We start from the raw sequence: 24,607 nt of genomic DNA on the forward strand, positions 1-24,607 counted from the left end.
AGACGGCTCGGTCGGGCGGCGGCTGTCATACCAGCAGGGTGCGGGCGTAGTAGTCGTTGGCGTCGGTCACTCCGGGGAGGGCGAAGAAGTAGCCGCCGCCGATGGGGCTGATGAAGGGGACCAACGCTTCGTTTTCCAGCCGATTCTGCATGGCAATGTAGGTCGACAGCTGCTGCTGGAAGCAGCAGAACGCATGCCCCATGTCGGGATTTCCCGCCTGATCGGGGCTGCGGTCGTACTGGAAGCTGCGGCGCAGGATGCTGCTGGTGGCCAATGTCTCCGGGGTCTGCGGGTTCGCCAGGCGGATGTGGCAGTTCAGCGGGGTGACCAGACCTTGTGGATCATTGGTGTAGATCGGGTCCGAGGTGTCGGGGACATCGGGTGAGGTGGCGTACAGCGGGGCGCCGCTGAGCTTGCGCCGGCCGAAGATTCGTTCCTGTTGCTCGACGGGCACCTTGTTCCACTGGTCGAGCAGCATCCGGATGATGCGCACCACCTGGTAGGTGCCCCCCGCGGTCCAGGCCGGTTCGGGTGCGCCGGGCTGGGTCCATACCTGCTGGTTCATATCCGTGGCATCTTCAGTGTCAGGGTTTGTAATGCCGTCCTTGAAGCCCATCCAGTCCCGCGGAATGCCTACCGGCCGCGGAGGGAAGCGGTACCCGTCGATGCGCCACCGGACCCGCATGACGGCGCTGGTGTTGGCCAGGATGTCGAGCATGGCGTGCCCGACCGTGTCGCGGTGCCCGGCACACAGCTGCACCAGCAGGTCGCCGTCGCAGATCGCCGGGTCCAGGTTGTCGTGGGCGAACGCCTGCATCGTCTCGAGCTGGGCCGGCTTGCGGGGCCCCAACCCGTAGCGGCCGTCGAAGAGCGACGCGCCCAGCGCCACGGTCACAGTGAGATCGTCGGGTGGGACGGTGGATCCGAGCAGCCGGTCATCCGAATGGGCTCCAGGGGAATCCGCCGACGGCACACCCCCCGCGGTCAGGAACGCGGCCCGCGCGGTGAGCGTCTGGAACAACTGGGTGAGCTGGCCGCAGTCGGCAGCGGTCACATCGAAGGCCAGGAACGTCGCGGCCGTCTGCGGCGGGGTGGCAATACCTGCCTGGTACTGGCCATGGAACGGGATCGACCGCCGCCCGTCCTCCGTCGCCTCCAGGTTGTAGTCGTCCTCGTTGGAGCCGCCGTTCTGCGGCGGGCTGGCGGCTCCTGGACGGGTGGCGGCTCGCCCGCACCCGCCCACCAGCGCGCCAGCGGCGACCGTGCCTGCCACCCCCCCGCCGACATTGCGGAGAAACCACCGCCGTCCGAACCCCGAAGATGATTCACTCACCGGGCAGTTCTGGTCGGCCGCCGGTCCACGCGATTCTTCGTCACGCATCTGCCTTCCCCCTTTGCTCTCGAGCACGCAAGGCAACATCGAACTGGCCCAGTCCTCATTGCCGGGCCAGTTCGATGCACGACCGCCGTATATCCTTCTTTAGCCCAGTTCTTCGATGGCCTTGGCGACGCCTTTACCGTAAGCGGGGTCGGCCTTGGCGAAGTGGCCAATCCAGCGTTTCTGGATCGCATGAGGGACGCCCCGCATAGCGCGCGCGGTGTTGTCGAACAACGCTAGTTGTTGTTCCGCGGTCATCTTCCGGAAGAGGTTTCCGGGCTGGCTGTAGTAGTCGTCGTCATCTTCGCGGAAGTTCCAGTGATCCGCGACGTTGCCAACTGCCTGCGGTGGATTACGGTAGGGGGGCTGCTCCCGCCTTCGACCCGCAGTTCAACCGGACGGCGGATCCTGGTCGGCTGAGCCCCGCGGTGCCTCAGGTGCGGACGTTCTCGGCGCCGACCATCCAGGCCTGCTTCTCGAGGCCCTCGATGATCCCGTGCAGCAGGTCGGCCGATGTCGGGTCCTCCGCATCGACGCTGTCGTGGACGCCTCTCAAGGTGGCCACAGCGGCACGCAGGCGGTTGACCACCAGGTCCACCACCCGAGCGGTGTCCTGCACGCCGGCCGGGAATGCCGGAAGCGTCGTGCCGGCCGCGACGGTGTCCGAGCGCCCGTCGGCGATGGCGTGCAGCGCCCGGAGCCGCTCGGCGATGGTGTCGCTCGCGCCGCGGGCGACGTCGACGATCTCGTCCAGCTGCAGGTGCAGGTCGCGGAAATTGCGGCCGACGACGTTCCAGTGGGCCTGCTTGGCCTGCAGGTGCAGCTCGATCAGGTCGACGAGCACGGCCTGCAGGCTCGCCGCGAGCGCGGGAGAGGCGTTGAAGCCGGGAACGTCGGCGTCCGAGCGCTTGCCGGACGCCGACACGTAGGTGCTGGTCATGACGGTTCTCCTGGTTCAGCGAAGTGGATCACTCGGGCCATGCCGAGCCGGTGATGATGTCCACGAAGTCCGCACGCGTGAAGCCGGGCGCGAAGTGGGCGAGCACGTCGTCGTTCATCGTGCCGAAGGTGCTGTCGGGCCGATCCTTCATACCCTCGTAGAAGGCCCGCAGAATGTTGTTCTTGAAGTCCGGTCTCGGGTGCGCCGCCACGACCGCCGCGATCTCCTCGGCCGTGATCTGGTCGAGGTCCCATCCCAGGACGTCCGCCTCGACGCCGAGGCTGACCAGCGCCGTCTCCGGCTCCAGGTGGTCGGGAACGCCCGGAGTGGTGTGCAGCGCGATGCCCAGCCAGACCGCGCGGGCGTCGGCGGCGCTGCGCCCGTGGTCGAGCAGAAAGTCCCGCGCCAGGTCGGCGCCGTCGACCTCGAAGCGCTGGTGGCGGGTGCGGTATTTCTCGGTCAGCCCCAGGTCGTGGAACATCGCACCGACGTAGAGCAGCTCAGGGTCGGCCGCGATCCCGCGGTAGCGCCCCTTCAGGCTGGCGAAGAGAAACACTCGGCGGGAGTGGTCGAACAACAGGGGGGTTTCGGCCTTGCAGACCAGCTCGGTGGCCTTGTGGACCAACTCGGTGTCCGGAATGTCGATCCCGGCGATCGTCTCGGTCATGTGCTGTGCCTTTCAGTAGGGTTTCGTTCTATGTCGAGCGTGTTCGCGCCGCCGGCGTCGGGACCCGCGTGGGCGGTGACACCCCACACGATTCCGGGCAGAGCTCTGTCTCGTCGGGAGGACATTCGCGGCAGCGGTAGCCTTCATTCGCAACGGGCCGAAGGACAGCGCGGTGACCGGTCATACCGCCGCCATCACCGGCGTGTGTGGCAGTGGCGGCGGCGCTGGCGATGCGACCGCCAAGGCGATCCAGGACAGCGCGCTCAGTGCAACGGCACGCGGAGGGGCCCCTCTCGGCTCGGAACCTCGGCCCTGGTTGCGGTGAGACTGGGTGAGCTCGCCGCGGTCGGCCGCGTTCACATCGAAGGCCAGGAACGTCGCGGCCGTCTGCGGCGGGGTGGCAATACCTGCCTGGTACTGGCCATGCGTCACGCATCTGCCTTCCCTTTGCTGTCGGGCACGCAAGGCACCAACGAACTGGCCCAGTCCTCATTGCCGGGCCAGTTCGATGCACGACCGCCGTCTACTCTTCTAGTCCAGTTCTTCGATGGCCTTGGCGACGCCTTTACCGTAGGCCGGGTCGGCCTTGGCGCAGTGGCCAATCCAGCGTTCCTGGATTCCATGAGGTGCACCCCGCATAGCGCGCGCGGTGTTGTCGAACAACGCTTGCTGTTGTTCCGCGGTCATCTTCCGGAAAAGATTCCCGGGCTGGCTGTAGTAGTCGTCGTCATCCTCGCGGAAGTTCCAGTGATCCGCGACGTTGCCAATGGCCTGCGGTGGGTTGCGGTAGGCGGGCTGCTCCTGCCATTGACCGTAACTGTTTGGCTCGTAGTGCAGGGTGCTGCCGTAGTTACCATCGACGCGCATCGCGCCATCTCGATGGTAACTGTTGACCGGGCATTTCGGAGCGTTGACCGGGATTTGGTGATGGTTGACGCCGACACGATAGCGTTGTGCGTCCCCGTAGGAGAACAGTCGTCCTTGCAGCATCTTGTCCGGCGAGAAGCTGATCCCGGGCACGACCTGTGCGGGGTTGAACCCCGCTTGCTCGACATCGGCGAAGTAGTTGTCCGGGTTGCGGTTGAGTTCCCACTCGCCGACCTCGATGAGCGGGTAGTCGCCCTTCGGCCAGATCTTCGTCAGGTCGAATGGGTGATAGGGCACCTTGGCGGCGTCGGCTTCCGGCATGATCTGGACGCACAGCTTCCAGCGAGGGAAGTCACCCCGTTCGATCGCTTCGTAGAGGTCACGCTGGTTGCTTTCGCGGTCATTGGCGATGACCGCGGCCGCCTCGGCGTCGGTGAGGTTCTTGATACCCTGCTGTACGCGGTGGTGGAACTTGACCCAGAAACGTTCGCCCTCGGCGTTGATGAGGCTGAAGGTGTGGGATCCGAATCCGTGCATGTTACGAAACGAGGCCGGGATTCCACGATCGCTCATGATGATGGTGACCTGGTGCAACGATTCCGGCAGCGAGCTCCAGAAGTCCCAGTTGTTCTTCGGGCTACGCAGATTGGTACGGGGGTCCCGCTTGACCGCGTGGTTGAGGTCCGTGAACTTGAGTGGGTCGCGGAAGAAGAAGACGGGAGTGTTGTTCCCGACAAGATCCCAGTTTCCCTCCTCCGTGTAGAACTTCAGCGCGAATCCGCGGATATCGCGCTCTGCCTCGGCGGCGCCGCGTTCCCCTGCGACGGTCGAGAACCGGGCGAACATCTCGGTCTTCTTGCCGACTTCAGAGAAGATTTTCGCTTTTGTGTATCGGCTGATGTCGTTCGTGACGGTGAAGGTACCGAACGCGCCGGAGCCCTTGGCGTGCATTCGCCGTTCGGGGATGACCTCCCGGTCGAAATGGGCCAGCTTCTCCAGGAACCAGACGTCCTGCAACAGCATGGGTCCGCGTGGTCCCGCGGTCTGGATGTTCTGGTTGTCCGGCACGGGCGCACCCGCAACCGTCGTGAGTTTCCCAGAAGTCCCGTTTTCCTCAACCACCATTTTCTCCTTTGTCTCGCGGCAAGGTTGCCGACAATCCGTGCAGCAGCTTCAAAATTTAAGCTCCACGTCATCAATGGTGAAGCCATCGGTATTGCCAGCCTCCAGGCAAGGCGCTGTACCGAACACGCGGTTCACGTCGCGTTCCGTCATCCGGGGCCTCGGCTCCTAAGCCGGAAGCCCAGACCCGTGCCGGACGGGCCTAGAGCCGATCGCGTTGTCGATCTCCGGCTAGATCCGCAGGCCCCGCGGCCGGATCACTTGTCGGAGTGGTTCAGGACCCGGAAGGCAAGTCCGGCGGCGGCGCCGGCAACGACGGTGAAACCGATCGCCAGGCCGTAGAAGGAGTTGTCCGAGTGGTCCTTGCTGGTGGCAACGTTGAGCACGACGTAGGCCAGGGCGAAGGTGAACAACAGCTCCGCCACGACAGCTGTCACCAGGGCGTGACCGGCCGGGGACAGGCTGGCGCCGACGCCCCGGGTGACGACCGCCCCGACAACCAGCGCGGCGACGAGCTGCGCGATCCAGTACCCGACGGCCTCCCCGAGCCCGATCCGGCCCCGCAGCAGCACCGCCATCGTCACGGCCGGGTTGTAATGTCCGCCGGAGATGTGCCCACCGGCGTAGATCATCACCATCAGCGACGCGCCGATAGCCAATGGCGCCAACGCGCTCCCGCTGGACACGCTGGCACCGACGGTGAAAACAAGGAACAGGTCCCAATCAGCTCGACCGTGAACTTCCGACCCGTCTGTTGGGCGACGACATTCGTGGTTGCTTGAGGGGTGACGACATCCATGACAACGACACTGGTTGGTGACCGAGCACACGTCGCTACGGCCAACATCCATCTACGTTGCTGGTTGGCTGGAACGCTTCCGTACCTACCAGCGGTAAACGCGCCGGTCCGGCTATCGGGGCTGCCCGATAAGCCGCGGAACTGCTGAGAAAGGCCACTCCGGTGGGGTGGCCTGAGTGGCGAGAGCGGAGACACCGCTGACACACGCTCGAAGGAGACGAACATGACCGAGACCATCGCCGGCGTGACGATCCCGGACAGCCGACTGGTCGCCGAGGCGACCGAGCTGGTCCGCGACTCGGCCCCGCCGCTGTTGTTCCACCACTCCCGCCGGGTGTTCCTGTTCGGGATGCTGCAGGGCACCCGACGCGGCCTGACCCGGACCCGGAGCTGCTCTACGTCGGCGCGATGTTCCACGACCTGGGCCTGACCGAGACATACCGCACCCGACACCAGCGCTTCGAGGTCGACGGCGCCGACGAGGCCCGCCGCTTCCTCACCGCGCACGGCATCGACGACGAGGGCGCACGCCGAGCCTGGACGGGCATCGCGCTGCACACCACCCCAGGCATCCCGGAGTTCATGGAACCCGAGGTCGCCCTGGTCACCGCGGGCGTGGAGACCGACGTACTCAGCATCGGTTACCTCGACCTGGACCCGGACGCGGTCCGCGCGGTGACCGACTCCCACCCCAGGCCGGACTTCAAGCGGCAGATCCTGGCCGCCTTCACCAACGGCTTCGCCAACCGCCCGGACACCACCTTCGGCACCGTGAACGCCGACGTGCTGGCGCATTTCTCCCCCGGATTCACCCGCACCGACTTCGTCGAGGTCATCCAGGGCAACGCCTGGCCCGAGTGAGGCCGCGTGCGACCAGCAGCGACGAGTGCCGATGTACTCTTGATCACCCCGTGCAGGAGCACCAGCCTCGGCCCGTGGAGTACATGCCAAAGGCAAGGGCAGCAGCCACCAGTTTCAAGCAAGAGCCACGGCACTCCAAAACACACGCAGAACGAGATCAAGGACGCCCGCCGTGATTCCCATCCGGCTCCCACTGCGCCTGCCGAGTCGCTCCGACGGCGGGCCGCCCTTCAGGTCCGCATGCATCATCCACACGCGCGTGCATGCTCGCGTACCGGGTCGCTAGCGGTCAGGGAGGTGGCGAAGCTGCCTGCGTGAGCTGATGCCGAGCTCTGGAACATTTTCCGGAGGTGATAGTCGACGGTGCTGGGGCTGATGAACATTGTGGTCGCTACCTCTTAGTGGTCGCCCCGCTGGCCACGAGCGTGACGATCTGGGATTCCCTGGACGGGTGAGTGCCGACATGTTCGGCGCGGCGCAGGCGTGCCCGCTCACGCCCGTGGCAACGAGGTCGCGGCGGGTGCGCTCGGCGAATGCGGACGCGTCCAAATCGAGGAACATGTGGTGCGCGAGCTCGAGCCGGGTCGCGGCGTCAGCCCGCCGCCGGTGCAGCCACTCGCAGTACAGGAGGTGGGCGCGGGCCAGATCGGTGACCACGGGGGTGCGGCCCAGCCGGTCAACCGCCTCCGCATGGAGCGCTTCGGCGGAGCCCTCCGGTTCCAGCAAGGCATGAGCGCGGGCAAGCAACCCCAGCGTCCACGGTGTTGCGGCCGCGGCAACAACCTGCACATGCCCCGCGCCTCGACGACATCTGGAAGGGGGATCGTGCCCAGATGTAGCGCGTTCTCGGCGACGAGCTCGCGGGCGACGGCGGTGGCCTGCTGATAGATTCCGATGCCGAGATGCACCCACCACCGCTCGGGTAACCACCACATGTTGGTCCGCCACAAGTCGAAGGGCGACGGTGGCCTCATCGCCGCCGACGGTCCGTCCGGATGAGTGGCCGCGTTCGGCTTGGTGATCTTGGGCCGTCTCAGTTTCCGTCTCAGTTCCGTTCCGTACAGCAAGTCTCAGCGGTGGCACGTACCTCGCTGACCAGCACGGCAGCGACGGGGGACACTGTGTGAACGGTGTACCGGAGACCTGAAAAGCGGTAGGTCGGCGGGCGCCGGTTGGCCGGGGTCGAACCCGCCGCGTACGTTCACGACCTCGACATGGCGCTGTGAGGTTCGGCGTGGGTCCGGTCCGTTGGGCAGATGGAGCATCATTGTGCAGGGGCTGCTGGCAGAGCGAATTCTGATCGCCGTGATTGCGTTGTCGTTGAGTTTGTCTAATGTGGATGGTTGGCAGTGTGCTAACAGTGTGACAACGGCAGGACTGGGATACCCCACCAGCTTGTGACAGGACGCGACACGACATTGGTAGTCGGACCAGCCAAAATAACACTCCGTAACGTCGAACGACAGAGCTCGACAGGATCCCGAGAGGACTCATAATCCGTCAGGTCCTGGGTTCGAACCCCACCCATCCCAGAAAGTTGCAGCTCAGAGCGTTGTGTCGGACCCATCAGCTAGGCTTCCTTGATCCAACCCATCGGAAACCCGACGGAAACGACTCAAAGGCGAAGGTCGAATCAGATGGCGCGACCACCGCTGGCCATGGGTACACATGGCAGCATCTCGGTGAGCAAGCTTCCCGCCAAGACGAAGGCGTTGACCGCACTCCAGGACATTGAACTCATTACACACCGCCCCGATATCAGTGTAAACACAAAACTCGTCGGCATGAGATCCTCTCAATGATGCCTCGATTCACCTTCACTGATATCGAAGGCCGAAACCCGTTGCGCCGTAACGACAGGTCGCGGCCGATTCGCATACTGATCGATCCCAAGTTGCTAATGGGCACAGGGTCGGAAGATGCGAAGATTTTTAGAGAGTTCTTTGAAGTCGCCAGAAAGTCGCATACATCGATTTCGTTACGATAGCAAGCGGCCCTTGCGACGGACTTGCCGACGGCACAATCGAGCTACGTCCTGTTCATAATGACTCGCTTCAAGTTTCATTCAATTACGGCGGCGAATCCGCAAATGTATCACTCGGAATGAATTCGAACGTGACGGCGAGGGCCGAGTTTGAGGCGAGCCGAAGGGCAAAAATTAGTGAGACGAGTTGGTACGATAGGCTCGTCTTAGCGCGGGCTGCGGAGCACACTCAGGCGGACATACTGGCCACCAATCGAAGAGGCACGCTTCTAACTCCCGTACCGCCGCGCACCAGGCCGACGTTCTGCCTCTCAAGCGCTGAGACCATCGCGGCCTGCTCGCTCGTTCTCCGTCATCACGAAGCCTGGCTGCCGGTTTGGCCCGAGCGCATTGAGTACCTGCACGCCGAGTGGTTAGCGCGCCGACTGATTATACTCGACAAAGTTTTTGATCGAAATCACTCGCTGATGAGGTTTCGTTCCATTGGCGCCCTGACCGCCGCCCCTCAAATCGCCGAGCTGGCGGAATCTATGGTCCAAAGACTCTCAACTGCGATCGCAATTCGAGATGTTGTGGCCATCGAAGCAATGAAGCCCGTCAACAACGACGGCATGGACAAACTCTCCGCCCACATCGAATGGCTCTGCTTGACTGTATCTGGAACCTTCGATGCCCTCGCCATAATCTTGAACTCGCTACTTCCCTCACCTGTACCCAGAAAAGCGACGAGCTGGACCGAGAAGGACTGGCGCCGAGAAGCAAGTTCAGTATTCCCCGAGTATTTTGAGGTGACCAAGGAGGCAAACGTAGTCGGCATCCTCAATCTCTGCAAGCGCCTGCGGGACACCATCCACAGCGTCGCTCCTGGAGCCACCTTCTACCGAGGCCCCGAGATAGATGGTGACGCCACCTACATTACTGTTCCCCGCGAGAAAGTTGACGGCTTCTGCGCGAGCTGCACGTCCGCCGGAGGTCGCTATCAAGATTGGGGAGTAATTAAAATCGGAGATGAGATCCTGCTTGACCCGATGACGTTCACGGGAAGACTGCTTGATAAGGCTCTTAGCAGTCTTCGTCTGGCGGTCACTGGATTTCCGTGGGCAATTTTCCGCAACCTCGCTCTACCCCCTGCGGAGTCACCTCAGGTTTCCGCACTCTACCGCGAGGGAATCGAATTCATGTACGTAAGCTATGGCCTTTCTAGATAGCAGATAGCAGATAGCAGATAGCAGAGGCTGACGCAGGCCACCCGCATGGCGACGTTGCGGCCTGGCCCTCCAGACTCAGCTATCGTGCTGCTGAGGCAACGGTGGCCGGAGCAGGAGGCTCCGAACTCTGAGCCGGGCGCAACCCAGCACGATCACCGCGCCCGGTCCAACTCGCGTTCGAGACGCGGGAGGTTCGCAAGCAAAGGGCGACGTGTTCGTCCGGCTGCATCGGTCCATTGGTCCTCAGGAGCACGAACGACGGAGCAGCCGTTGCCTGGCGGGCGAGGAGCTCCCCAAAGTCGGTGTCTTCCGAGACCACGACATACCCATGCTCGCGGGCGAACTCGAGGTTCACCTCGTCCGGCTCCGCTTGGAGGCCATGATCGCGGACGTGCTCGGCGGTGACCTCGTCGGGGATGACCCGGTACACCTACCGTCCCAGCCGGCGCCCGATCTGCGCCCTCATGTCCTCCAACGAAACGGCATCCGGGTTCCGCCCGGTGCGGGCGATCCGATCAGCCTTCGCCATCAGGCGGAAGTACCACCGGCTCCTGCCGTTCCGCCGCGGCGTAGAGACGCCACTTAGCGATGTGTGGACGCTGTCCTCAGGCCCCGGTGGTGGAACCTCGCGAGCGGCAGCGGGGGTGCCGGATGACTAGGAGATTAGTTAGCCGCTCTTACGTCGCCGCTTCGACTTGATCGGCACGACATTGGCGGTGCCGGTCGCCAGCTCAGACATCCGTTCCGCAACCGCGCGGTCCTGCTCGGCGGCGGTGTGCAGGTACACCAGCGCGGCGCCGGTCGAGCTGTGCCCCATCCGCGCCATGAGCGTTGGCAGGTCGGCGCCGGCAGCTGCCGCTGCCATGTTCGCGGTGTGCCGCAAGTCGTGAAACCGCAGGTCTGGACGGCTGGCCTTCGTGCGGGCCGCGTACCAATGGCGACGGAACGTCGACTCGTTGAGCTGCACGCCGCTCGCGGCCGGGAAGAGTAGTCCGTCGCGACCGGGCTGGGTGTGCTCACTCAGGTGGGCTCGTACGGCCGGCATCACGTGCGGCGGGATCACCACGTCGCGCACCCCGGCGTCCGACTTCGGACCCTTCACCAGTCGGGCGCCGGTCACCCGAACAACGCCGCGGCGAATGCGCAGCACGCCGTTCGTGGCGTCGATATCGCCGCGGCGCAGCTCAGCCATCTCGCCGAAGCGGGGGCCGGCGTACGCGGCCAGCAGCACCATCAACCGAAACCGCGAGGGCATCGCGGCGGCGAGCGTGGCCACCTCGGTGGCAGTAGCGACGGTCACTTTGCGGGCGCGCTTGGTGCTGCCGGCGCCACGGATCTGGCACGGGTTGCTGGGGATCAGGTCGTCTACCACGGCGGTGCCGCAGATGGTGCGCAGCAGTTGGTAGGCGTGCGATTTCGCCGTGCGACCGCAGGTCAGTCCTGCGTGCCAGGCGCGCACGTCGGACTTCGTGATGGCGCCGAGCGCCACCGTGCCGAACCGCGGCTCGATGTGGTTGGTAAGCAGCCGGCGGTACAGCTCGCGGGTTCTGGGTGCCAGCTCACGGGCTGCCAACCAGCTGCCCGCATACGCGGCGAAGGTGACGGTCGGCTTCGGGGCTGGCAGCCACTCGCCGCGCAGCACTTCGCTGTGCCGCAGACTCAACCACCCCTCGGCGTCGCCTTTCGTGTCGAATGTCAGTGGGTCACCGTTGCTCCGCTTCGCCGCGTATTGCCGGCCGTCGGGCCCGAGGTACCGAGCCTGAAACCGACCGCTCGGAAGCTTGCGGATGCTGCCGAACGCACGCTTGCTGCCCCGGTTGTTCGGCACGGCGCCTCCTTCGTTTCGTGTGAGTCTCCCATTTCGTGCCATATCGTGCCAGATGCAGTGTTCAATCGTGTCTTCTCATGTCCACCACTGTCCGCGATCTGGGATGACTGAACTGCAGGTCAGAGAGCACCTTCGCTGGTTGGCGCGGATAGCGGTAAGCTTACCGACCGCAGGTTCGAACCCTGCCGCGCCCACCAGCTTGACCAGCACGAACGCAATACCGAACGATCATCGGTGTGTTCGGGAAGCGTTCGACTATCGCGGGGGCGCCGAAGAAGTGGTCGCCCTGTGCCGGCTGCCCGGTCCAGGAGTGGTGTCTGTCCTAGGCGATGGAGTCCCTGCCGCACGGTATCGCCGGCGGGCTCACCGAGACCGAGCGCAGCAATCGCCGCCCGGCCGGTTGCCGCGACCCCGACTGAGAACGCCGCCGCCGGCCGCGAGGCACTGCGGGCCGGTAGCCCAGCAACCAAGGTTGCCGCCGAGTTCGGAGTCACCGGCCGTACGGCCGAGCGGTGGGCACAACGCGTGCGAGCCGAGGACGCACACATGATGAGGGCCGGACGATGAACGACAGGCGTGAACTGCGTAGCGCGCCACGACGCGGCCTTCACTGACACCCGCCCGTACCGGGCCGTACTCGACGGCCCCGAGAATGACCCAGCATCGACCGGAAGGACTGATCAGCATGGCCGGCGAGACCACTTTGACCGTGATCGGCATCGTTGACTGCACCAACTAACGATGACGCCGTTTGCTTGGGCCATCGCCCTCCACTCGGTGCCAAATTCAACCGATGAAGAATTCGGTCAACATGGGGCGCCAGGTCCATCCCGGCGCGCGCCCGAACGCCTCGGCCAGTGCGGCGACGAGTGGGACGGCCACCGTCGCGGGCAGACCTCGGCGCGCCGCTCAGCTGTGGTGGCGGACGGCCGCTTCTAGGCCGTCGAGCAGGTGCTCCGAGAAGATCCGAGCGACGAGTTCGCCTCGGCTGTTGACGTGGGTCTTGTCGAAGATGGCCTTGACGTGGTCACGCACGGTGTGGCTGGACAGGCTGAGTTCCGCGGCGATGTCCCTGGTGGCGAGGCCCCGCGCGAGCAGCAGGACGATCTCCACCTCGCGTTGGGTCAGCCCATAGGACTCGAGCAGGATGGGTAACACATCAGAGGACCGGGCGGGTTCGATCATGACGCCCACCTGGCCTTGGCCGCCCTCCATCGGGACGGCGGTCACGCGCAGCCACTGGCCGGATATCCCGCAGACCCGGGTGACCAGGTTTGTCGACGTGCGGCTGAACCGCGCTCTGGTCACCGCCGCCCCGAGCAGGGATGGCAGGCCTGGTTCGGCGACGCCGCTGGTCTGCAGCTCATCGAGTAGCGCCCGCGATTCCATGGTCATGTTCTGGATCTGGTTGCGGCCGTCGATGACGAGCATGGCCGCCGGTCCGTGGGTCGCGGCATCGAGCCTGCAGACCCCGCCGCGGAACGCTCGGGCGATGAGCGGCGCGAGGCTACGGACCTGGCTGACCTCATGGCTGGGGAACGGTCCGTCCTCGGTCGCACGGACGAGGTCGGTGACACCCCAGCATGTCGTGCCGAGCACAAAGGCGGCGCGCAGATCGTCGGCGACGCCCAGCGGTGCGTAGAGATCGGTGTAGATCGGGGCGCGCTCGATGTCGCCGTCGGTGACGTCGTACAGGGTCGCGACCGTGTCGGTGCTGCGCGCGAGGGCGTTGAACTTGTTGAAACCCGGCGCCAGAAGCTCGTTGTCCCAGAAGGGGGCACACGCCTCGGCGGCAAAGCCTTCCACGATGCCGCCGGTTGGCAAGAGCGTCCTCGGGTCGACGGTCATTAGCGCGCACCAAGAAAAGCGGGTTACCGCATGGAGCGAGGCGAGGGTCTCGTCCAGGATCATCGCGATGTCGGTTTCGTCGTCGATGATCCGTAGCAGCCGGTCACGAGCGCCAGTAAACGCCTCGATGCCCACACCGGTGACTGTACGAGCCCCATCAGTGGTATGCCACCCCCTCAATTGCGGGGTGCGAAGGCCCGGCTCAGGGGTTGGGTCCACTACCGAGCGGGATTCACAGCTCGATCGTTTCTATTTATGGTCGAGCCGTGGAAGGAGTCCCAAAATGGAAGTGTCACCTCTAGCGACCACGCCTCGGGAAAAGCCAGCGGACGACTGGCTGATGGGCTTTTTTCAGCTGATCGACGCGATGGATGCCGACACCGCGTCGCAGGCATTCGCCGATGATGGGACCTTCCGGTTCGGCAATGCGGATCCGGCCGTCGGGCGGCAGCAGGTACGAGACAACATCTCGGAGTTCTTCGCGATGATCGCCGCGCTGGACCACCGCATCACCGGAGTGTGGTCTGGCGACTGGGAACAGGGCGAGGTGAAGAGCGTGGAAGCGGAGGTCGTCTACACCCGTAGGGACGGCAGCCGGACCATGCCACTTCCGGTGACGAGCACCCTTCGTATGCGCGCGGGCCTGATCCAGGACTACCGGATCTTCATGGACATCTCGCCGCTGTTCGCGCCGCGGCCCGAGGATCCGGAACCGGCGGGCGGGCGTCGACCGGCGACTGAGCCAGCGGGGGGTGCGCGGTGAACAATTCCCACGCCTCGACCAGGGACGGGCTAGTTCTGGCGGCCGACGACGGTCTGGCGTTCTGGTTCCTCGACACCCTGACGCTGACCAAGGTCAGCGGACAGGACACCGGCGGGGGCTTCACTGTCCTGGACCACCGCTGTCCCCCGGGCTTTGCGCCGCCACCACATATCCATCGGGATTCCGACGAGGCCTTCTTCATTCTCGATGGTCAATTCGAGGGATTCTGTGGCGAGCGGCTGTGGAACGCCGGTCCGGGCATGCTGGTGTTTCTACCCCGAGGCGTGCCGCACGGTTTCCGAGTCTCCGAGCTCGGCCAGGGCCGCACTCTGCTGATCCTTGGCTCGGCCGGTTTCGACGCATTCGTCGCCGACATGGGGGAGCCAGCCGAACGGCTTGTATTGCCTGAGCCGGCCCGGCCTGACCCAGCCCGAGTCGCGGGACTTGCCGCTGCGCACGGCATCGAGTTGTTGCCGCCGCGGGCCTAGACCCCCTGATGGTCTGAGGTGGCGCTGATCGCTGGCATGTAGCGGGGGCAGGTACCTGGTGGGGGTACGCAGTCTGGTAATGATCATTACCGGCAGGAGGACCCCTCGTGCACGAGCCGGTCGATCCTCCGTCAGAGCAGCGTGATCTCCGGTCGCTTCGGCTGGTGCGTTTGGGTTCGGTTGTTGCGACAGGTGACCCACGAGAGCCGTTCCAGCTTCATGACGTCGATGGTGAGGTTGATTGGCCTGTCGGCGAGTTCGTGCGGCACTTGGTGGCCTGTGACTACAGCGCGGCGTCGTGCCGCTCCTACCCGCTGAGTCTGTTGCGGTGGTTGCGGTTCTTGAGCGCTGTCTCGGTGGCGTGGGATCGCGCCGAGCGGCGTGACGTGCGTGATTTCGTGTTGTGGATGCGTGGGGCGGACAACCCGCAGCGGCAACGCCGCAGCGGGGTGCTGGCGGGGTCGGTCAACGGGGTGTGACCGGCAAACCGGAGCTGTCGGAGGGGTATGCGCCGGCGATGATCAACCATGCGCTGTCGGCCGTGCGGATGTTCTATGACTACCACCAGCTGAGCGGTGAGGGCCCGTGGTGAACCCGGTGCCGGTTCAGCAGGGCCGTGATGGTGGTCGGGCGCTGACGCATCGCAGCCCAATCGAGCCGGTTGAGCGGCTGCGGCGGGCGGCCTACCGGTAGCGGGTCCCCACTCGGCTGCCTCGTGCGCTGCCGGATGCGGTGTTCGACGAGTTCTTCGCGGCGCTGCCGAGCAATCGGGACCGGGCGATCATCGCACTCGGGGTAGGCAGCGGGCCGCGGGCCAGCGAGCTGGTGGACATGCGGGTCGGAGACCTCGACATCGCCGGACAGCTGATCGCATTGCGCGGGAAGGGGCATGGCGAGCGGGAGTGGGTGCCAGCCTCCCCGGACGCGCTGCTGTGGCTGGCGCTCTACCTGGCCGAGACCGAGCAGCTACGGCCGACCGGCGACACCAGGCTGTGGTGGACGCTGCGGCGTCCCACACGAATATTGACCTATTCGGCATTGCGGCAGGTGCTCAACCGTGCCAACGCCCAGTTGGGCTCGAACGTGACCTATCACGACATGAGGCATACCTACGCGATGCGTCTGATGAGCGATCCGAACCTGCTGATCACCGACGTTCTGCGGCTGATGCGGCACCGGTCGCTGGCGAGCACCCAAATCTATGCTCGGGCCCGTATCGACGACCTGGTCGCCAAAATGCGTGAGCATTACGCCCGCCCCGAACCGGCGCCAGCCCGGCCGGACCCCGCCTACGACCCGGACGCGTTGGGACCGTCGAGCGCGGGAGGTGCTGTGGGGCCCTGGTAGAGGCGGGTGGCGATCTGCAGGTTGAACCGAGTCTCGGGGTCGCCCAGGTCGTGGTCGGTGAGCTCGCGGATCCTGTACAGCCGGTACCGAAGGGTGCTGCGATGAATACCGAGGGCGGCCGCGGTTTCGCCATAGTGGCCGGTGTACTTGAGATAGGCGGTGAGGGTTTTGGTCAGCTCGGTACCGTGCCGCTGGTCGTAGTCCAGCAGCGGGGCCAACCATTCCTGCACGAAATCGTCGGCCTCGGATTTGACGACCAGCCCGTAGACGCCGAGTTGGTCATGGTTGGTGACGCCATGCGGGTTCATTTTAGTGGTCTGGATGCTGAGGGCTTGCCGTGCTTGGCGGTAGGACCGGGGGATGTCGCGTTGCGTCGGGGCGAGGCCGCCGACACCGATCGAGCCGACGCCATCGGGTAGGGCATGAGCTATTGCCTGGTGCATGCCCCGCCACACGCCGGTGTCTGCCCATGCATCGTCGGTATCGGAGCGCTGGGCGAGCACGACAAGGGCGCGGTAGCGACGAGTGCTCCAGCAGACCACGTGGACTGTATGCGCGGCGGCGGTGACGGTGTCGATGAAGCTGTCGTCGAACGCACGCCCGCTCCACCGCAGGGCAAGGACCCGGTACGAACGGTGTGGGTCGTGGCCCAACACGGCCGCCCGACGGACGAGTTCCTCCGGGGACACCGCGTCGGTTTCGCCGTCGAGGAGGTCATCGACTAACGCGCGACTCAGCCGCGCCCTGCTCGCGGTCCCGAGCATTTGATCGGGGCTCTCCGACGGATCCGGCGGTGGGCGTTGAGAGCACATCGGAGCCCACCCCTCATACAATTCGATACATGTGATTGTCGTGTGGGTTTGTTGTGTACCCCACTGGATCGAGCAACCCGAGGACATGGAAATCGACCTCTGCGCCGGGTGGTCGACTCATTGCGTTCGACGGTGACTCGACGAGCGTGACCGCCGAAATGTCGCAGTGACCAGTGTGGTTGGTGAGGCGTGCGGGTTTCAGGGGCACTCATATTCCGCGATTTGTCGGCTGAGCTCACGGACGATCTCGAGTAGTTCGTCGTGAATGACCATGAGCTCGTCGTGCTGAGCAGCTACCTCGCGCGGTGAGTGGCTAATCTGATCGGCGAGGCGGCGGAGTCGTCCACTGATATCTGCCTCTGAACTCAACGAAAACTCCTGGTGATCCGCCCTCCAGTGTCCGGAGGGGCACCGATGTAGAGGGTCGTATGGGGCGAGTTGATGGCGCGACCATCCCTTTTGGCAAGGTCAACGCACGGATGTCGCGGTGTGAGAGACAACGGCACAGAGGCCAGACCATTCGGGGTGGACGGACCCTGAGGATTCAGAGGTTAGCAGAATTTCAGCTGATTCGTATACTGAATTCTGATATGCTGTCCAGGTAGGACCCGTCAGCGATCATCGGGCGGAGTTGCGGAATCTATTCCGCTCACTGCGGCCACCGAACCGCTGGGCGTACTCGCCCACGGTGGGCGGGTATCCGCTTCACCGTCAGCGCGAACGCTCACGATTCCGAAAGCCCAGACCTCGCTGATCGGAGTAGCGATGAGCGCCGAGCCGTTTGCGGACAGTCCGCGTCGAGGACAACGGACCTGAGCGGCTTCCTGGCTCTGGGACTGGCGCGGAAACGAACAGCGACGGAGGGCTAGAGACTCGAAGGCGTCGAGCTGGTCGTCATCGCCAGGACGCAGAGACTGCGGGCGGGGACCGCCAGCGCCTCGCCGCCCGCGCACGACAACCGAATGCTGTCCTGGTGCCGTTCGGGCACAGCTGGCCGGGCGCGGACGTTGAGCTCGAGCTGGTCAACCACCCCGGTCAATGGCAAGGCCTGGGAGCCGATGGTCACGGCCGACTGCGCCCCGAACCCAGGTCCGGGTCGCCGGCCGCGGCGCGGCGCATCGCGCCCGCGGGGCGACGGTGCTGCTACCCGGTCCGACCGGCGCACTGGCCGGCACCGAACGGTCAGGACTGTCCGCCGCGCCCGCACCGCATGCGACTCAGCCACCGGCGCCCGTACGCAAGGTTGGGTAGAGGCGAGTACCACCCGCGTCGTGGGGGTGACCATCCTCGAACTGCCGTGCGCCGTGCAGAGCACAACATCTCTGTGGCCGTCGAGGTCGTTGAGCAGGTGGGCCGCTCGCCTCCGCGGGGATGGTGAGCGGCGCGGCGTGTGGTGCCGGAAACGACCCACAGGTGGCGGCACCCCGCACAGTTCTCACCCTCACCAGTCTCTGCCGGCGACCGACCGGACTCGTCGGTCAGCCGCGGGCGCTCTGCAGCGGCAGCGGCCGACGGAAACTCTGGCCGGCCAGCGCTAACCGGTGCTGCTCATCCCGGTCGTGAAGCTCTGCCACCGCGACCCTGTCCAACGGCCCAGCCAGCAAAACCGCCGCGCGATGGCTCGTACACAGGAAGAGACACCAAATGTCCTGACCGGCGGGGTAGCGCACCAATGCATAGCCCGAAACGGGGGAATGGCAGCGGCCCGGGCCGGTGCGGGCCCGCTGGAAACCATCACCGCACAGCCAGGCGCCCCGGCCTCGACAGGCCACAGGAGGGACGTCGACTCGGCAATCTGACTCACTAGAAGAAAACTGAGGGGAATATATGTTCGATCAATGTGCGAAACTCGAGGGAACCGGGAACCGGGAACCGGGAACCGGGAACCGGGGACCGGCTCGGAGATCTGGGTGATCTTGCCTAAGGGCAACGTCACGTGCCACAGGATAGCCGCTATCGCTATCTAGCTGCGATGATGGTGGACATCATTGGTCAGCTCTGGTCGCGCCTAGTGGACGCTTCACGGCCTGGAATACGGCCTGATCTTGACTCTTGATGACCGCCCCGGTGTGAACACCGATTGCTGCGCCCGCTTGGGTTAGCCGAGACCGCCATGATGCGGTTGAGCTGGGCCCATGTGGCGCACAGTGCGGTCACGACGGTTTAGAAGTTGGCTAGCTTGCTGACTCTCCGCTGACACAGTGCGACCACAGTTCAGACGAGGCCCCGGTTCTTTGACAACTAAACGCCACTTGTGATCCGGTCGCGAGCCCGGTAACCACTCAGAGACTGGCGAGGACCTCGCGTACCTCCACAGTGCGAACCATCACGCCCTCAACTAGGCCTACAGGCTGACCGACCTGGAACTGTCCCGCCGCCTTTCGCGCCGGCTCCTCCTCGTCGAATACCACCACCGAAATGCCTCGTCCGTCTACCGGCGCGAGCCAGTATCCGGCACGTGCACCCATCTCGCGTGCACCCGGGACCGCCACCTCAGGAAGCCTCTTGCGAGCCTCCGGTAGATGCGACTCATCGGCATTGACCTCAACGAACACGGCGTACATGGCATGTCTCCTCATGTGGAGTCGGACTGCCGCGACAGCCAACTCCCTTTGCATGCCGGTGACAAGGTCGTTCGCCCATCCGGCCTCGACCCGGCTCCGTTCTGCATCGTATTCAACTATATTGTCGCCAAACTGCCCATTTCCTAACGTCGGACCCCTCTCTCGGCCAGTTCTGTGCGGGTGAACCTGGTCGGCCAAGCGTGGCTCTGCGACGTCGACCCGAGACGTCCCGCCGACCAGCCTCGATTCGACACCCAGTCGATCATGGTAGTAGCCACAATCGAGCTCTGCAGTTGCCTTCACGGCTCCGAGCACTCCGGCGTAAACTGCTCGCGATACATGATCATTTAGCATCGTCCGAGGTCAGAAGGTTGCTGGTGCTCTCGTGTGGCCGGCCTAAGTAGCTGGCGTTGCTGTGCTTCCGAGCTGTACCAGACTGCCCAGTTTGGGGGCTCAGGCCGGAGGTTCTGGCAATACCCCCACCTGCTGCAGGAATCGCGCCTGATCGACGACTGCCCAGTACTCGACGATCTTGCCGTCCCGGACACGATGAATCGCGATGCCCTCGGTTTCGATTTCACGGTTGGTCGCCGAGATGCCGAGGATCTCGCCGTCATGGACACCGCGCCCACGGATGAGGCTTACAACAAGATCTCCCTCGGCGACCTGCAGTTCGATCACGTGGTCCCCGGATGTGCCTTGCCTGAACATCTCGCTCGCTTGCTTCATCCCTTCTCGATCAAGGGAGAAGCCAGGCAGCGGCGGGGGCAATGGGAGACGAAGTCCTCGGAGAGGTACTCATCCACGACGCTCCAGTCGGAAGAGTGGTTGGCGCAATAGCGTCGATAGCCGCGACGTAGCGCTGGATCAGATCCTTGTTGTCCTGCAGTGGCATGGCGGCTCCCCCCTCGGTCGTGAGTGAAGTCGGGGGATGCGGACTCCGACGATGCGGCCTCCTCGGGATCACGTGGCTTGCCGTCCAGCGGGACAGCGCTGGGGTGGTCGTTGGAGGGTGTGCGATGGGCATTGGCCGTATTTCGTGCGATAGGTGGTGGCGAAGCGGCCGAGGTGGGTGAAGCCCCAGTGGCTGGCGATGTCGGTCACCGTGGTGTGGGTCGGGTCGCCGTTGGCCAGATCGTGGTGGGCATGTTCGAGGCGGACCTGGCGCAGGTACTGCATCGGAGTGAGGCCGATGTGGCGGCGGAAGCCGTGCTGCAGGGACCGCACGCTGCTGCCCGCGATGTGGGCGAGGGCGGTGGGGGTGAACGGGTGGTCGGGGTGGGCGTGCATGGCGTCGATCGCGCGATGTACGGGCGCGGCGCCCCAGGCGTGGACGGGGTGTTCGAGGGCTTCGCGGTCGGGGTGATCGGCGGCTTGGAGCAGGCCGGCGAGGACCGCGTCGTGCAGTGGCGCGGCGATCAGCGGGTTGGTCAGGGCGGTTCGGTGCGTGCGCTGGTAGGCGGTGGCCTCGGCGGCCAGCAACCGCACGAGCCGGGCCCAGCTCGCCGCGGCTGGCTGGGTGAGGTCGAGACTGGGGCCGAATGCCAGCGGGCCGGTGACCGGTCGTTCGAGGCGGGCGGTGAGTGCGTTCTCCAGGGCGGCGCGGTCGATGCGGACGCCGTAGGAGGCGTAGCCGCCACTGGTGCGCATGTGCACGTCGCCGATTGGCTGGTAGACGGCGGCGCGGCCGGGGGCGATGTCGACGCCGCGGCCGCGGTGCTCGACCCGCACGCTGCCGGTCCGCGGGAAGTTGATGTAGTAGCCGGTCCGCAGGTCGGTCATGGTGACGTCAATGCCAGCGTTGTACCAGGCCGTGCCCACGGCTAGCGCGCCCAGGGTGAATCCGTTGATGCGGAACTCGTAGGGGGCGTTGCGGTCGAGCAGGCCCATCGAGGTGATCATGTGGAAGCTCTGTCCGACCGCGGCCCGGGCTTGGTCGATGTCGGTTTCGTAGTGGGAGAAGAACTGCGCGGGCATCGCCTCCGGCCCGGGAGCCGACGGGCCTGTGGTCTGGTCGTGGGCTGGCCGTGGGCCTGCGCCGGGCCCATTGTGGCCGTTGCGCGACATGTGGCCACCTCGTTTCCGGTGTGCTGCTTGCCCTCGCCTGTGGCAGGGGCGTGCCTGGCCGTGATACCTAGGTAGGAAGGACGAGTGTGGAACCGCGCTCGACAGAGAGTCAACCGCCGGGCGGGATATAGGCCGGGTGGGGGCAGGTCCGACTGGACGCGGTCAGCCCACCGAGTCGTGGCGGGGGCCGGCCGGCGGTGGGTGGTTCAGGGCGTAGCGGACGGCACCGACCCGGCCCCTGACACCGATCTTGGGATAGATCGAGCGGAGGTGGGCGTGCACGGTGCGGGGGCTGATCCCCAGCTGCTCGGCGACCTGTTGGTCGCTCAGCGCGGCGGCGATCAGGGCGAGGATCTCGGATTCGCGGCGGGTGAGGGCCGGGGCGGACCGGGTCGGGACCGGCGGGGGAGGTATCTGGACCGCGCGGGGGTCGGCGAGCAGGTAGCCCGGGTCCGGACAGTGTTCAAGGATCCCCCGAGCCTCTTCAAGGCGATCTGTTGCGGAGTCGATCCTGCCCAGCTGACGGTCGGTCAGGGCCAGGGCGGTGAGCACCTCGACGGTTTCCAGCCGCATCGGGCCGCGCCGTAACAACTCAAGCGCCCGCTGGAAGTGGCCCTGGGCCCGTTCCGGTTCTGCTTGCCCACGCGCGGCCCATCCACGAGCGAAATGGAAACACCACGCGTTGAAATGCTCGCCCGCGGAGTGGCCCCGACTCGCGCCCTCGGCTCGGACCGCGAAAGCCTCGGCGTCGTGTTCCCGGCCCTCGGCGGCGGCAATGATGGCCTGAATGCCGCAGGTGACCATGATCGTCAGGTCATCGCCGCGATCCTGGCTGAGCAGCATCGCCTGGCCGAAGGGCGCCTGCGCTTCGCGGAACTGGCCCTTGCGGTAGAGGCTCCAGCCGAGTGCGGCGTAGGCCTGCCTGAGCGTCCGAATATCGGCCGGCAGTCGGATCGCCGCGCGAGCATGCCGGACCGAGACTGTGACATCTCCCGAGAAGTAGGCGGCCCCCCATCTGGTCACGGCGACCCCGGCATGCACCGACGTGACAAGGTCGACCGGAAGCCCGGGGCTGACCGCGGCTTGCTCGGCGAGGTCGGCCCACCGGACCATCTCGACGGGATGGCCTCCGGCGCCGGCCACCATCGCCCGCGCCATGCCCAGGCGCGGATCAGCGCGGCAGACGTCCTCACCGAGCGCCCCGAACCAACCAAGCACGGTGTCCACTTGTCCTTGCAGGCACACCGGCATGCTGTGCACGGCGATGAGCTCGGCCGCCTGCGCGGTGTCGCCGCCGGCCAGAGCGTGACCCACCGCCTCCAGCGGAGAGTCGTGCACGGCGAACCAGTCCGCGGCGCGGCGGTGCAGCACCGCGGCGAGGGCGGGCTCGGTCTGCTCCAGGTCGCGGCGCAGGACGTCGGCGAACAGATGGTGGTAGCGGTACCAACGGCGGCGATCGTCGAGCGGAATCAGGAATAGCTGGTCGCGCTCGATCCGGGCCAACATGGCCACGGCGTCGGTACCCGCGGTGGTGGCGTCGCACAGTGGCGCACTGAGCCGCTGGAGGATCGAGGTCCGCCGCAGAAAAGCGCGCAGCTCATCGGGTTGCCGGGCGAGCACCTCCCCGGCCAGATAATCCCCGATGCGGCGGTTGTCGCCGGTGATTTCACCGATCGCCTCGTGCAGGTCGCGGCGTCGGCGCAGCGACAGTGCCGCGAGGTGCAGCCCGGCGACCCAGCCTTCGGTGCGCTCGTGCAGCCGTGCGGCGTCCTCGACCGTCGGCGGGGTGGGCAGCTCCCGGGCCAGCAGCTCGGTGGTCTCGCCGAGGGTCAGAGCGAGATCGGCGGCGGTGAGCTCGACCATCCTGCCGCGACCCCGCCACCGCGCGATGGGCAGCGCGCTGGGCTGAGTCCGGCTCGCGATGATCAGGCACAGTGTCGGCGGGATCCGCTCGACCAGCAGCGCCACGCTGTCCTGGACCTCGCGGTGGGTGACCGTCTGATAGTCGTCGATTATCAGCGCCACTGCTTCGGACTGCTCGGCGAGGTCGTTGAGCAGGGCCGGCACCACATCGCCCAGGGCGGTCGTCCCGGGCGCGGACAGCAGCTGGGTGGCCCCGTCGCCCAGGCCGGGCTGGACCGCGGCGAGCGCGGCCAGCACATAGGTCCAGAACCGGCCCGGGTCGTTGTCCGCGTCATCGGCGGAGAACCAGCCGCACCGGTCTCGGGGCGGGTGCTGAGCGCACCAAGAGGCGAGCAGGGCGGACTTGCCCCAGCCCGCCGGGGCGACCACCAGCCCCAGCCGGCCGGGGAGCATTTCCGCGTCCAACCGCGCCACCATCTCGGCCCGCGCCAACGCACCCGGTTGAGGCCCCGGTGGGGTCAGCTTGGTGCGCAGCACGGGCTTCGGCTCCGCCGACCCAACCGCGCCCGGGCCAGCGCGACTCGATGTCGGATCCATGGCACTGTGAGGCTAGCGCGGTCCGGACCGGCGGATCCGCCCCGACCAAGGCACCCGCGCGGGCGGCGGATCGACGCCGAGTTTGCTCACGGCGCGGCGTCCAGAGCCGCGGCGATCGTGGGGTGGATCTCGAACAGCTCCCGAGCGTCGGCATCCAGCGCCGCGGTGATGGCGGCCGTCTGGGCGGCCGCTACGACCAGGCATAGGCCGATGTCCGCGTCCGCGGCCTCCCGGGCGACCTCGATCAGTACCGCCATGGCGGCCTCCAGCGGCGCGGGGTCATGGTTGGCCAGCAGGGCGGGCGGGGCGAATTCCACGATCACCATCCGCGGGTGTCGAGCCAGCTGCGCGAGCGCGGCATGCCGCAGCATGACCACACGCTCGCGGCTCAGCGCAGCCCGCGCGGCCACCACCACAACCTGGTCCGCCGCCGCAAACACGCTGACGGCGTGCCCCCCAGGTCCGGCCTCGGCCGTTGGGTGATCGCGGGTGTCAGCTGAGGATGGAGTGCCATCGTCGTTGTCCGGCTCAGCAGGATCGCACCACATGAACCGCAGTAGATATCCTCGCTCATCGGCAGGCTATCCATTCAGCGCAAGTCGCG

At 65.8% G+C, this 24,607-nt stretch carries 21 protein-coding genes and 1 pseudogene; 7 read left to right on the top strand and 15 right to left on the bottom strand.

From position 1 onward, the window contains the following. Window positions 1-25 precede the first annotated feature (25 nt). The 6 genes and pseudogenes from ACTXG6_RS20005 to ACTXG6_RS20030 form a co-directional block, all read right to left on the bottom strand. Window positions 26-1,381, bottom strand: a complete 1,356-nt coding sequence (locus ACTXG6_RS20005) for a Dyp-type peroxidase (protein ID WP_445189313.1) — start codon at window positions 1,379-1,381, stop codon at window positions 26-28. Between the two features lie 99 nt (window positions 1,382-1,480). Continuing rightward, a pseudogene (locus ACTXG6_RS20010) lies at window positions 1,481-1,672 on the bottom strand (catalase-related domain-containing protein); the annotation flags it as partial. Window positions 1,673-1,811: 139 nt separating this feature from the next. Further along, window positions 1,812-2,318 (bottom strand): Dps family protein, encoded by a 507-nt coding sequence (locus ACTXG6_RS20015; RefSeq protein ID WP_445189314.1) that lies wholly within the window; start codon window positions 2,316-2,318, stop codon window positions 1,812-1,814. A gap of 28 nt (window positions 2,319-2,346) precedes the next feature. Beyond that, on the bottom strand, window positions 2,347-2,985 hold the full coding sequence (locus tag ACTXG6_RS20020) for an HD domain-containing protein (RefSeq protein ID WP_445189315.1): 639 nt from the start codon (window positions 2,983-2,985) through the stop codon (window positions 2,347-2,349). Window positions 2,986-3,516: 531 nt separating this feature from the next. Beyond that, window positions 3,517-4,974, bottom strand: a complete 1,458-nt coding sequence (locus ACTXG6_RS20025; RefSeq protein ID WP_445189316.1) for a catalase — start codon at window positions 4,972-4,974, stop codon at window positions 3,517-3,519. A 257-nt stretch (window positions 4,975-5,231) separates the two neighbouring features. After that, a complete protein-coding gene (locus tag ACTXG6_RS20030; protein WP_445189317.1) occupies window positions 5,232-5,660 on the bottom strand; it encodes an aquaporin in 429 nt (142 codons plus the stop codon). A 336-nt stretch (window positions 5,661-5,996) separates the two neighbouring features. On the opposite strand from ACTXG6_RS20030, the gene ACTXG6_RS20035 reads away from it, so the two are divergent. The 3 genes from ACTXG6_RS20035 to ACTXG6_RS20045 all read left to right on the top strand — a co-directional run bounded on the left by ACTXG6_RS20035 (window position 5,997) and on the right by ACTXG6_RS20045 (window position 9,826). Further along, on the top strand, window positions 5,997-6,203 hold the full coding sequence (locus tag ACTXG6_RS20035) for a hypothetical protein (RefSeq protein ID WP_445189318.1): 207 nt from the start codon (window positions 5,997-5,999) through the stop codon (window positions 6,201-6,203). Beyond that, window positions 6,182-6,634, top strand: a complete 453-nt coding sequence (locus ACTXG6_RS20040) for a diguanylate cyclase (protein WP_445189319.1) — start codon at window positions 6,182-6,184, stop codon at window positions 6,632-6,634. The genes ACTXG6_RS20035 and ACTXG6_RS20040 overlap by 22 nt, the downstream gene beginning before the upstream one ends. Window positions 6,635-8,737: 2,103 nt before the next feature. Beyond that, window positions 8,738-9,826: a hypothetical protein gene (locus ACTXG6_RS20045; RefSeq protein ID WP_445189320.1), complete on the top strand. Its 1,089-nt coding sequence runs from the start codon at window positions 8,738-8,740 to the stop codon at window positions 9,824-9,826. A gap of 79 nt (window positions 9,827-9,905) precedes the next feature. On the opposite strand, the gene ACTXG6_RS20050 is transcribed toward ACTXG6_RS20045, so the two are convergent. From ACTXG6_RS20050 to ACTXG6_RS20060, 3 genes are all read right to left on the bottom strand, one after another. After that, window positions 9,906-10,256: a DUF5615 family PIN-like protein gene (locus ACTXG6_RS20050; RefSeq protein ID WP_445189321.1), complete on the bottom strand. Its 351-nt coding sequence runs from the start codon at window positions 10,254-10,256 to the stop codon at window positions 9,906-9,908. A gap of 237 nt (window positions 10,257-10,493) precedes the next feature. Further along, window positions 10,494-11,654, bottom strand: a complete 1,161-nt coding sequence (locus ACTXG6_RS20055) for a tyrosine-type recombinase/integrase (RefSeq protein ID WP_445189322.1) — start codon at window positions 11,652-11,654, stop codon at window positions 10,494-10,496. 909 nt (window positions 11,655-12,563) lie between these two features. Then, complete coding sequence (locus tag ACTXG6_RS20060) at window positions 12,564-13,637, bottom strand: response regulator transcription factor (protein WP_445189323.1); 1,074 nt, start codon at window positions 13,635-13,637, stop codon at window positions 12,564-12,566. A 148-nt stretch (window positions 13,638-13,785) separates the two neighbouring features. Between ACTXG6_RS20060 and ACTXG6_RS20065 the strand changes: the two genes are divergently transcribed. From ACTXG6_RS20065 to ACTXG6_RS20080, 4 genes are all read left to right on the top strand, one after another. Further along, entirely contained in the window at window positions 13,786-14,265 is a 480-nt protein-coding gene (locus tag ACTXG6_RS20065) for a nuclear transport factor 2 family protein (protein WP_445189324.1), read from the top strand. After that, entirely contained in the window at window positions 14,262-14,753 is a 492-nt protein-coding gene (locus ACTXG6_RS20070; RefSeq protein ID WP_445189325.1) for a cupin domain-containing protein, read from the top strand. The genes ACTXG6_RS20065 and ACTXG6_RS20070 overlap by 4 nt, the downstream gene beginning before the upstream one ends. A gap of 107 nt (window positions 14,754-14,860) precedes the next feature. Then, window positions 14,861-15,232: a site-specific integrase gene (locus ACTXG6_RS20075; RefSeq protein WP_445189326.1), complete on the top strand. Its 372-nt coding sequence runs from the start codon at window positions 14,861-14,863 to the stop codon at window positions 15,230-15,232. Window positions 15,233-15,485: 253 nt separating this feature from the next. Continuing rightward, complete coding sequence (locus tag ACTXG6_RS20080) at window positions 15,486-16,100, top strand: tyrosine-type recombinase/integrase (RefSeq protein WP_445189327.1); 615 nt, start codon at window positions 15,486-15,488, stop codon at window positions 16,098-16,100. On the opposite strand, the gene ACTXG6_RS20085 is transcribed toward ACTXG6_RS20080, so the two are convergent. The 6 genes from ACTXG6_RS20085 to ACTXG6_RS20110 form a co-directional block, all read right to left on the bottom strand. Continuing rightward, window positions 16,043-16,999: a PucR family transcriptional regulator gene (locus ACTXG6_RS20085; RefSeq protein WP_445189328.1), complete on the bottom strand. Its 957-nt coding sequence runs from the start codon at window positions 16,997-16,999 to the stop codon at window positions 16,043-16,045. The genes ACTXG6_RS20080 and ACTXG6_RS20085 overlap by 58 nt on opposite strands. A gap of 2,195 nt (window positions 17,000-19,194) precedes the next feature. Beyond that, window positions 19,195-19,791, bottom strand: a complete 597-nt coding sequence (locus ACTXG6_RS20090; RefSeq protein WP_445189329.1) for a hypothetical protein — start codon at window positions 19,789-19,791, stop codon at window positions 19,195-19,197. Window positions 19,792-19,929: 138 nt separating this feature from the next. Continuing rightward, on the bottom strand, window positions 19,930-20,205 hold the full coding sequence (locus ACTXG6_RS20095; RefSeq protein ID WP_445189330.1) for an ester cyclase: 276 nt from the start codon (window positions 20,203-20,205) through the stop codon (window positions 19,930-19,932). 234 nt (window positions 20,206-20,439) lie between these two features. Further along, window positions 20,440-21,453 carry an AraC family transcriptional regulator gene (locus ACTXG6_RS20100; protein ID WP_445189331.1) on the bottom strand — a complete coding sequence of 338 codons (1,014 nt, stop codon included), beginning with the start codon at window positions 21,451-21,453 and terminating at the stop codon, window positions 20,440-20,442. Between the two features lie 252 nt (window positions 21,454-21,705). Continuing rightward, the gene (locus tag ACTXG6_RS20105; protein WP_445189332.1) at window positions 21,706-23,943 is read right to left on the bottom strand and encodes a LuxR C-terminal-related transcriptional regulator; all 2,238 of its coding nucleotides are present in this window, start codon (window positions 23,941-23,943) and stop codon (window positions 21,706-21,708) included. A gap of 146 nt (window positions 23,944-24,089) precedes the next feature. Next, a complete protein-coding gene (locus ACTXG6_RS20110; RefSeq protein WP_445189333.1) occupies window positions 24,090-24,413 on the bottom strand; it encodes a hypothetical protein in 324 nt (107 codons plus the stop codon). Between the last annotated feature and the right edge of the window lie 194 nt (window positions 24,414-24,607).

It is taken from the genome of Pseudonocardia sp. Cha107L01 (assembly GCF_052566575.1).

Coding starts and splice junctions, on each gene's coding strand:
- ACTXG6_RS20045 (WP_445189320.1), top strand. CDS start 8,738: ATGAATTCGAACGTGACGGCGAGGGCCGAGTTTGAGGCGAGCCGAAGG.
- ACTXG6_RS20065 (WP_445189324.1), top strand. CDS start 13,786: ATGGAAGTGTCACCTCTAGCGACCACGCCTCGGGAAAAGCCAGCGGAC.
- ACTXG6_RS20040 (WP_445189319.1), top strand. CDS start 6,182: ATGTTCCACGACCTGGGCCTGACCGAGACATACCGCACCCGACACCAG.
- ACTXG6_RS20095 (WP_445189330.1), bottom strand. CDS start 20,205: ATGAAGCAAGCGAGCGAGATGTTCAGGCAAGGCACATCCGGGGACCAC.
- ACTXG6_RS20035 (WP_445189318.1), top strand. CDS start 5,997: ATGACCGAGACCATCGCCGGCGTGACGATCCCGGACAGCCGACTGGTC.
- ACTXG6_RS20015 (WP_445189314.1), bottom strand. CDS start 2,318: ATGACCAGCACCTACGTGTCGGCGTCCGGCAAGCGCTCGGACGCCGAC.
- ACTXG6_RS20005 (WP_445189313.1), bottom strand. CDS start 1,381: ATGCGTGACGAAGAATCGCGTGGACCGGCGGCCGACCAGAACTGCCCG.
- ACTXG6_RS20020 (WP_445189315.1), bottom strand. CDS start 2,985: ATGACCGAGACGATCGCCGGGATCGACATTCCGGACACCGAGTTGGTC.
- ACTXG6_RS20085 (WP_445189328.1), bottom strand. CDS start 16,999: ATGTCCTCGGGTTGCTCGATCCAGTGGGGTACACAACAAACCCACACG.
- ACTXG6_RS20100 (WP_445189331.1), bottom strand. CDS start 21,453: ATGCCCGCGCAGTTCTTCTCCCACTACGAAACCGACATCGACCAAGCC.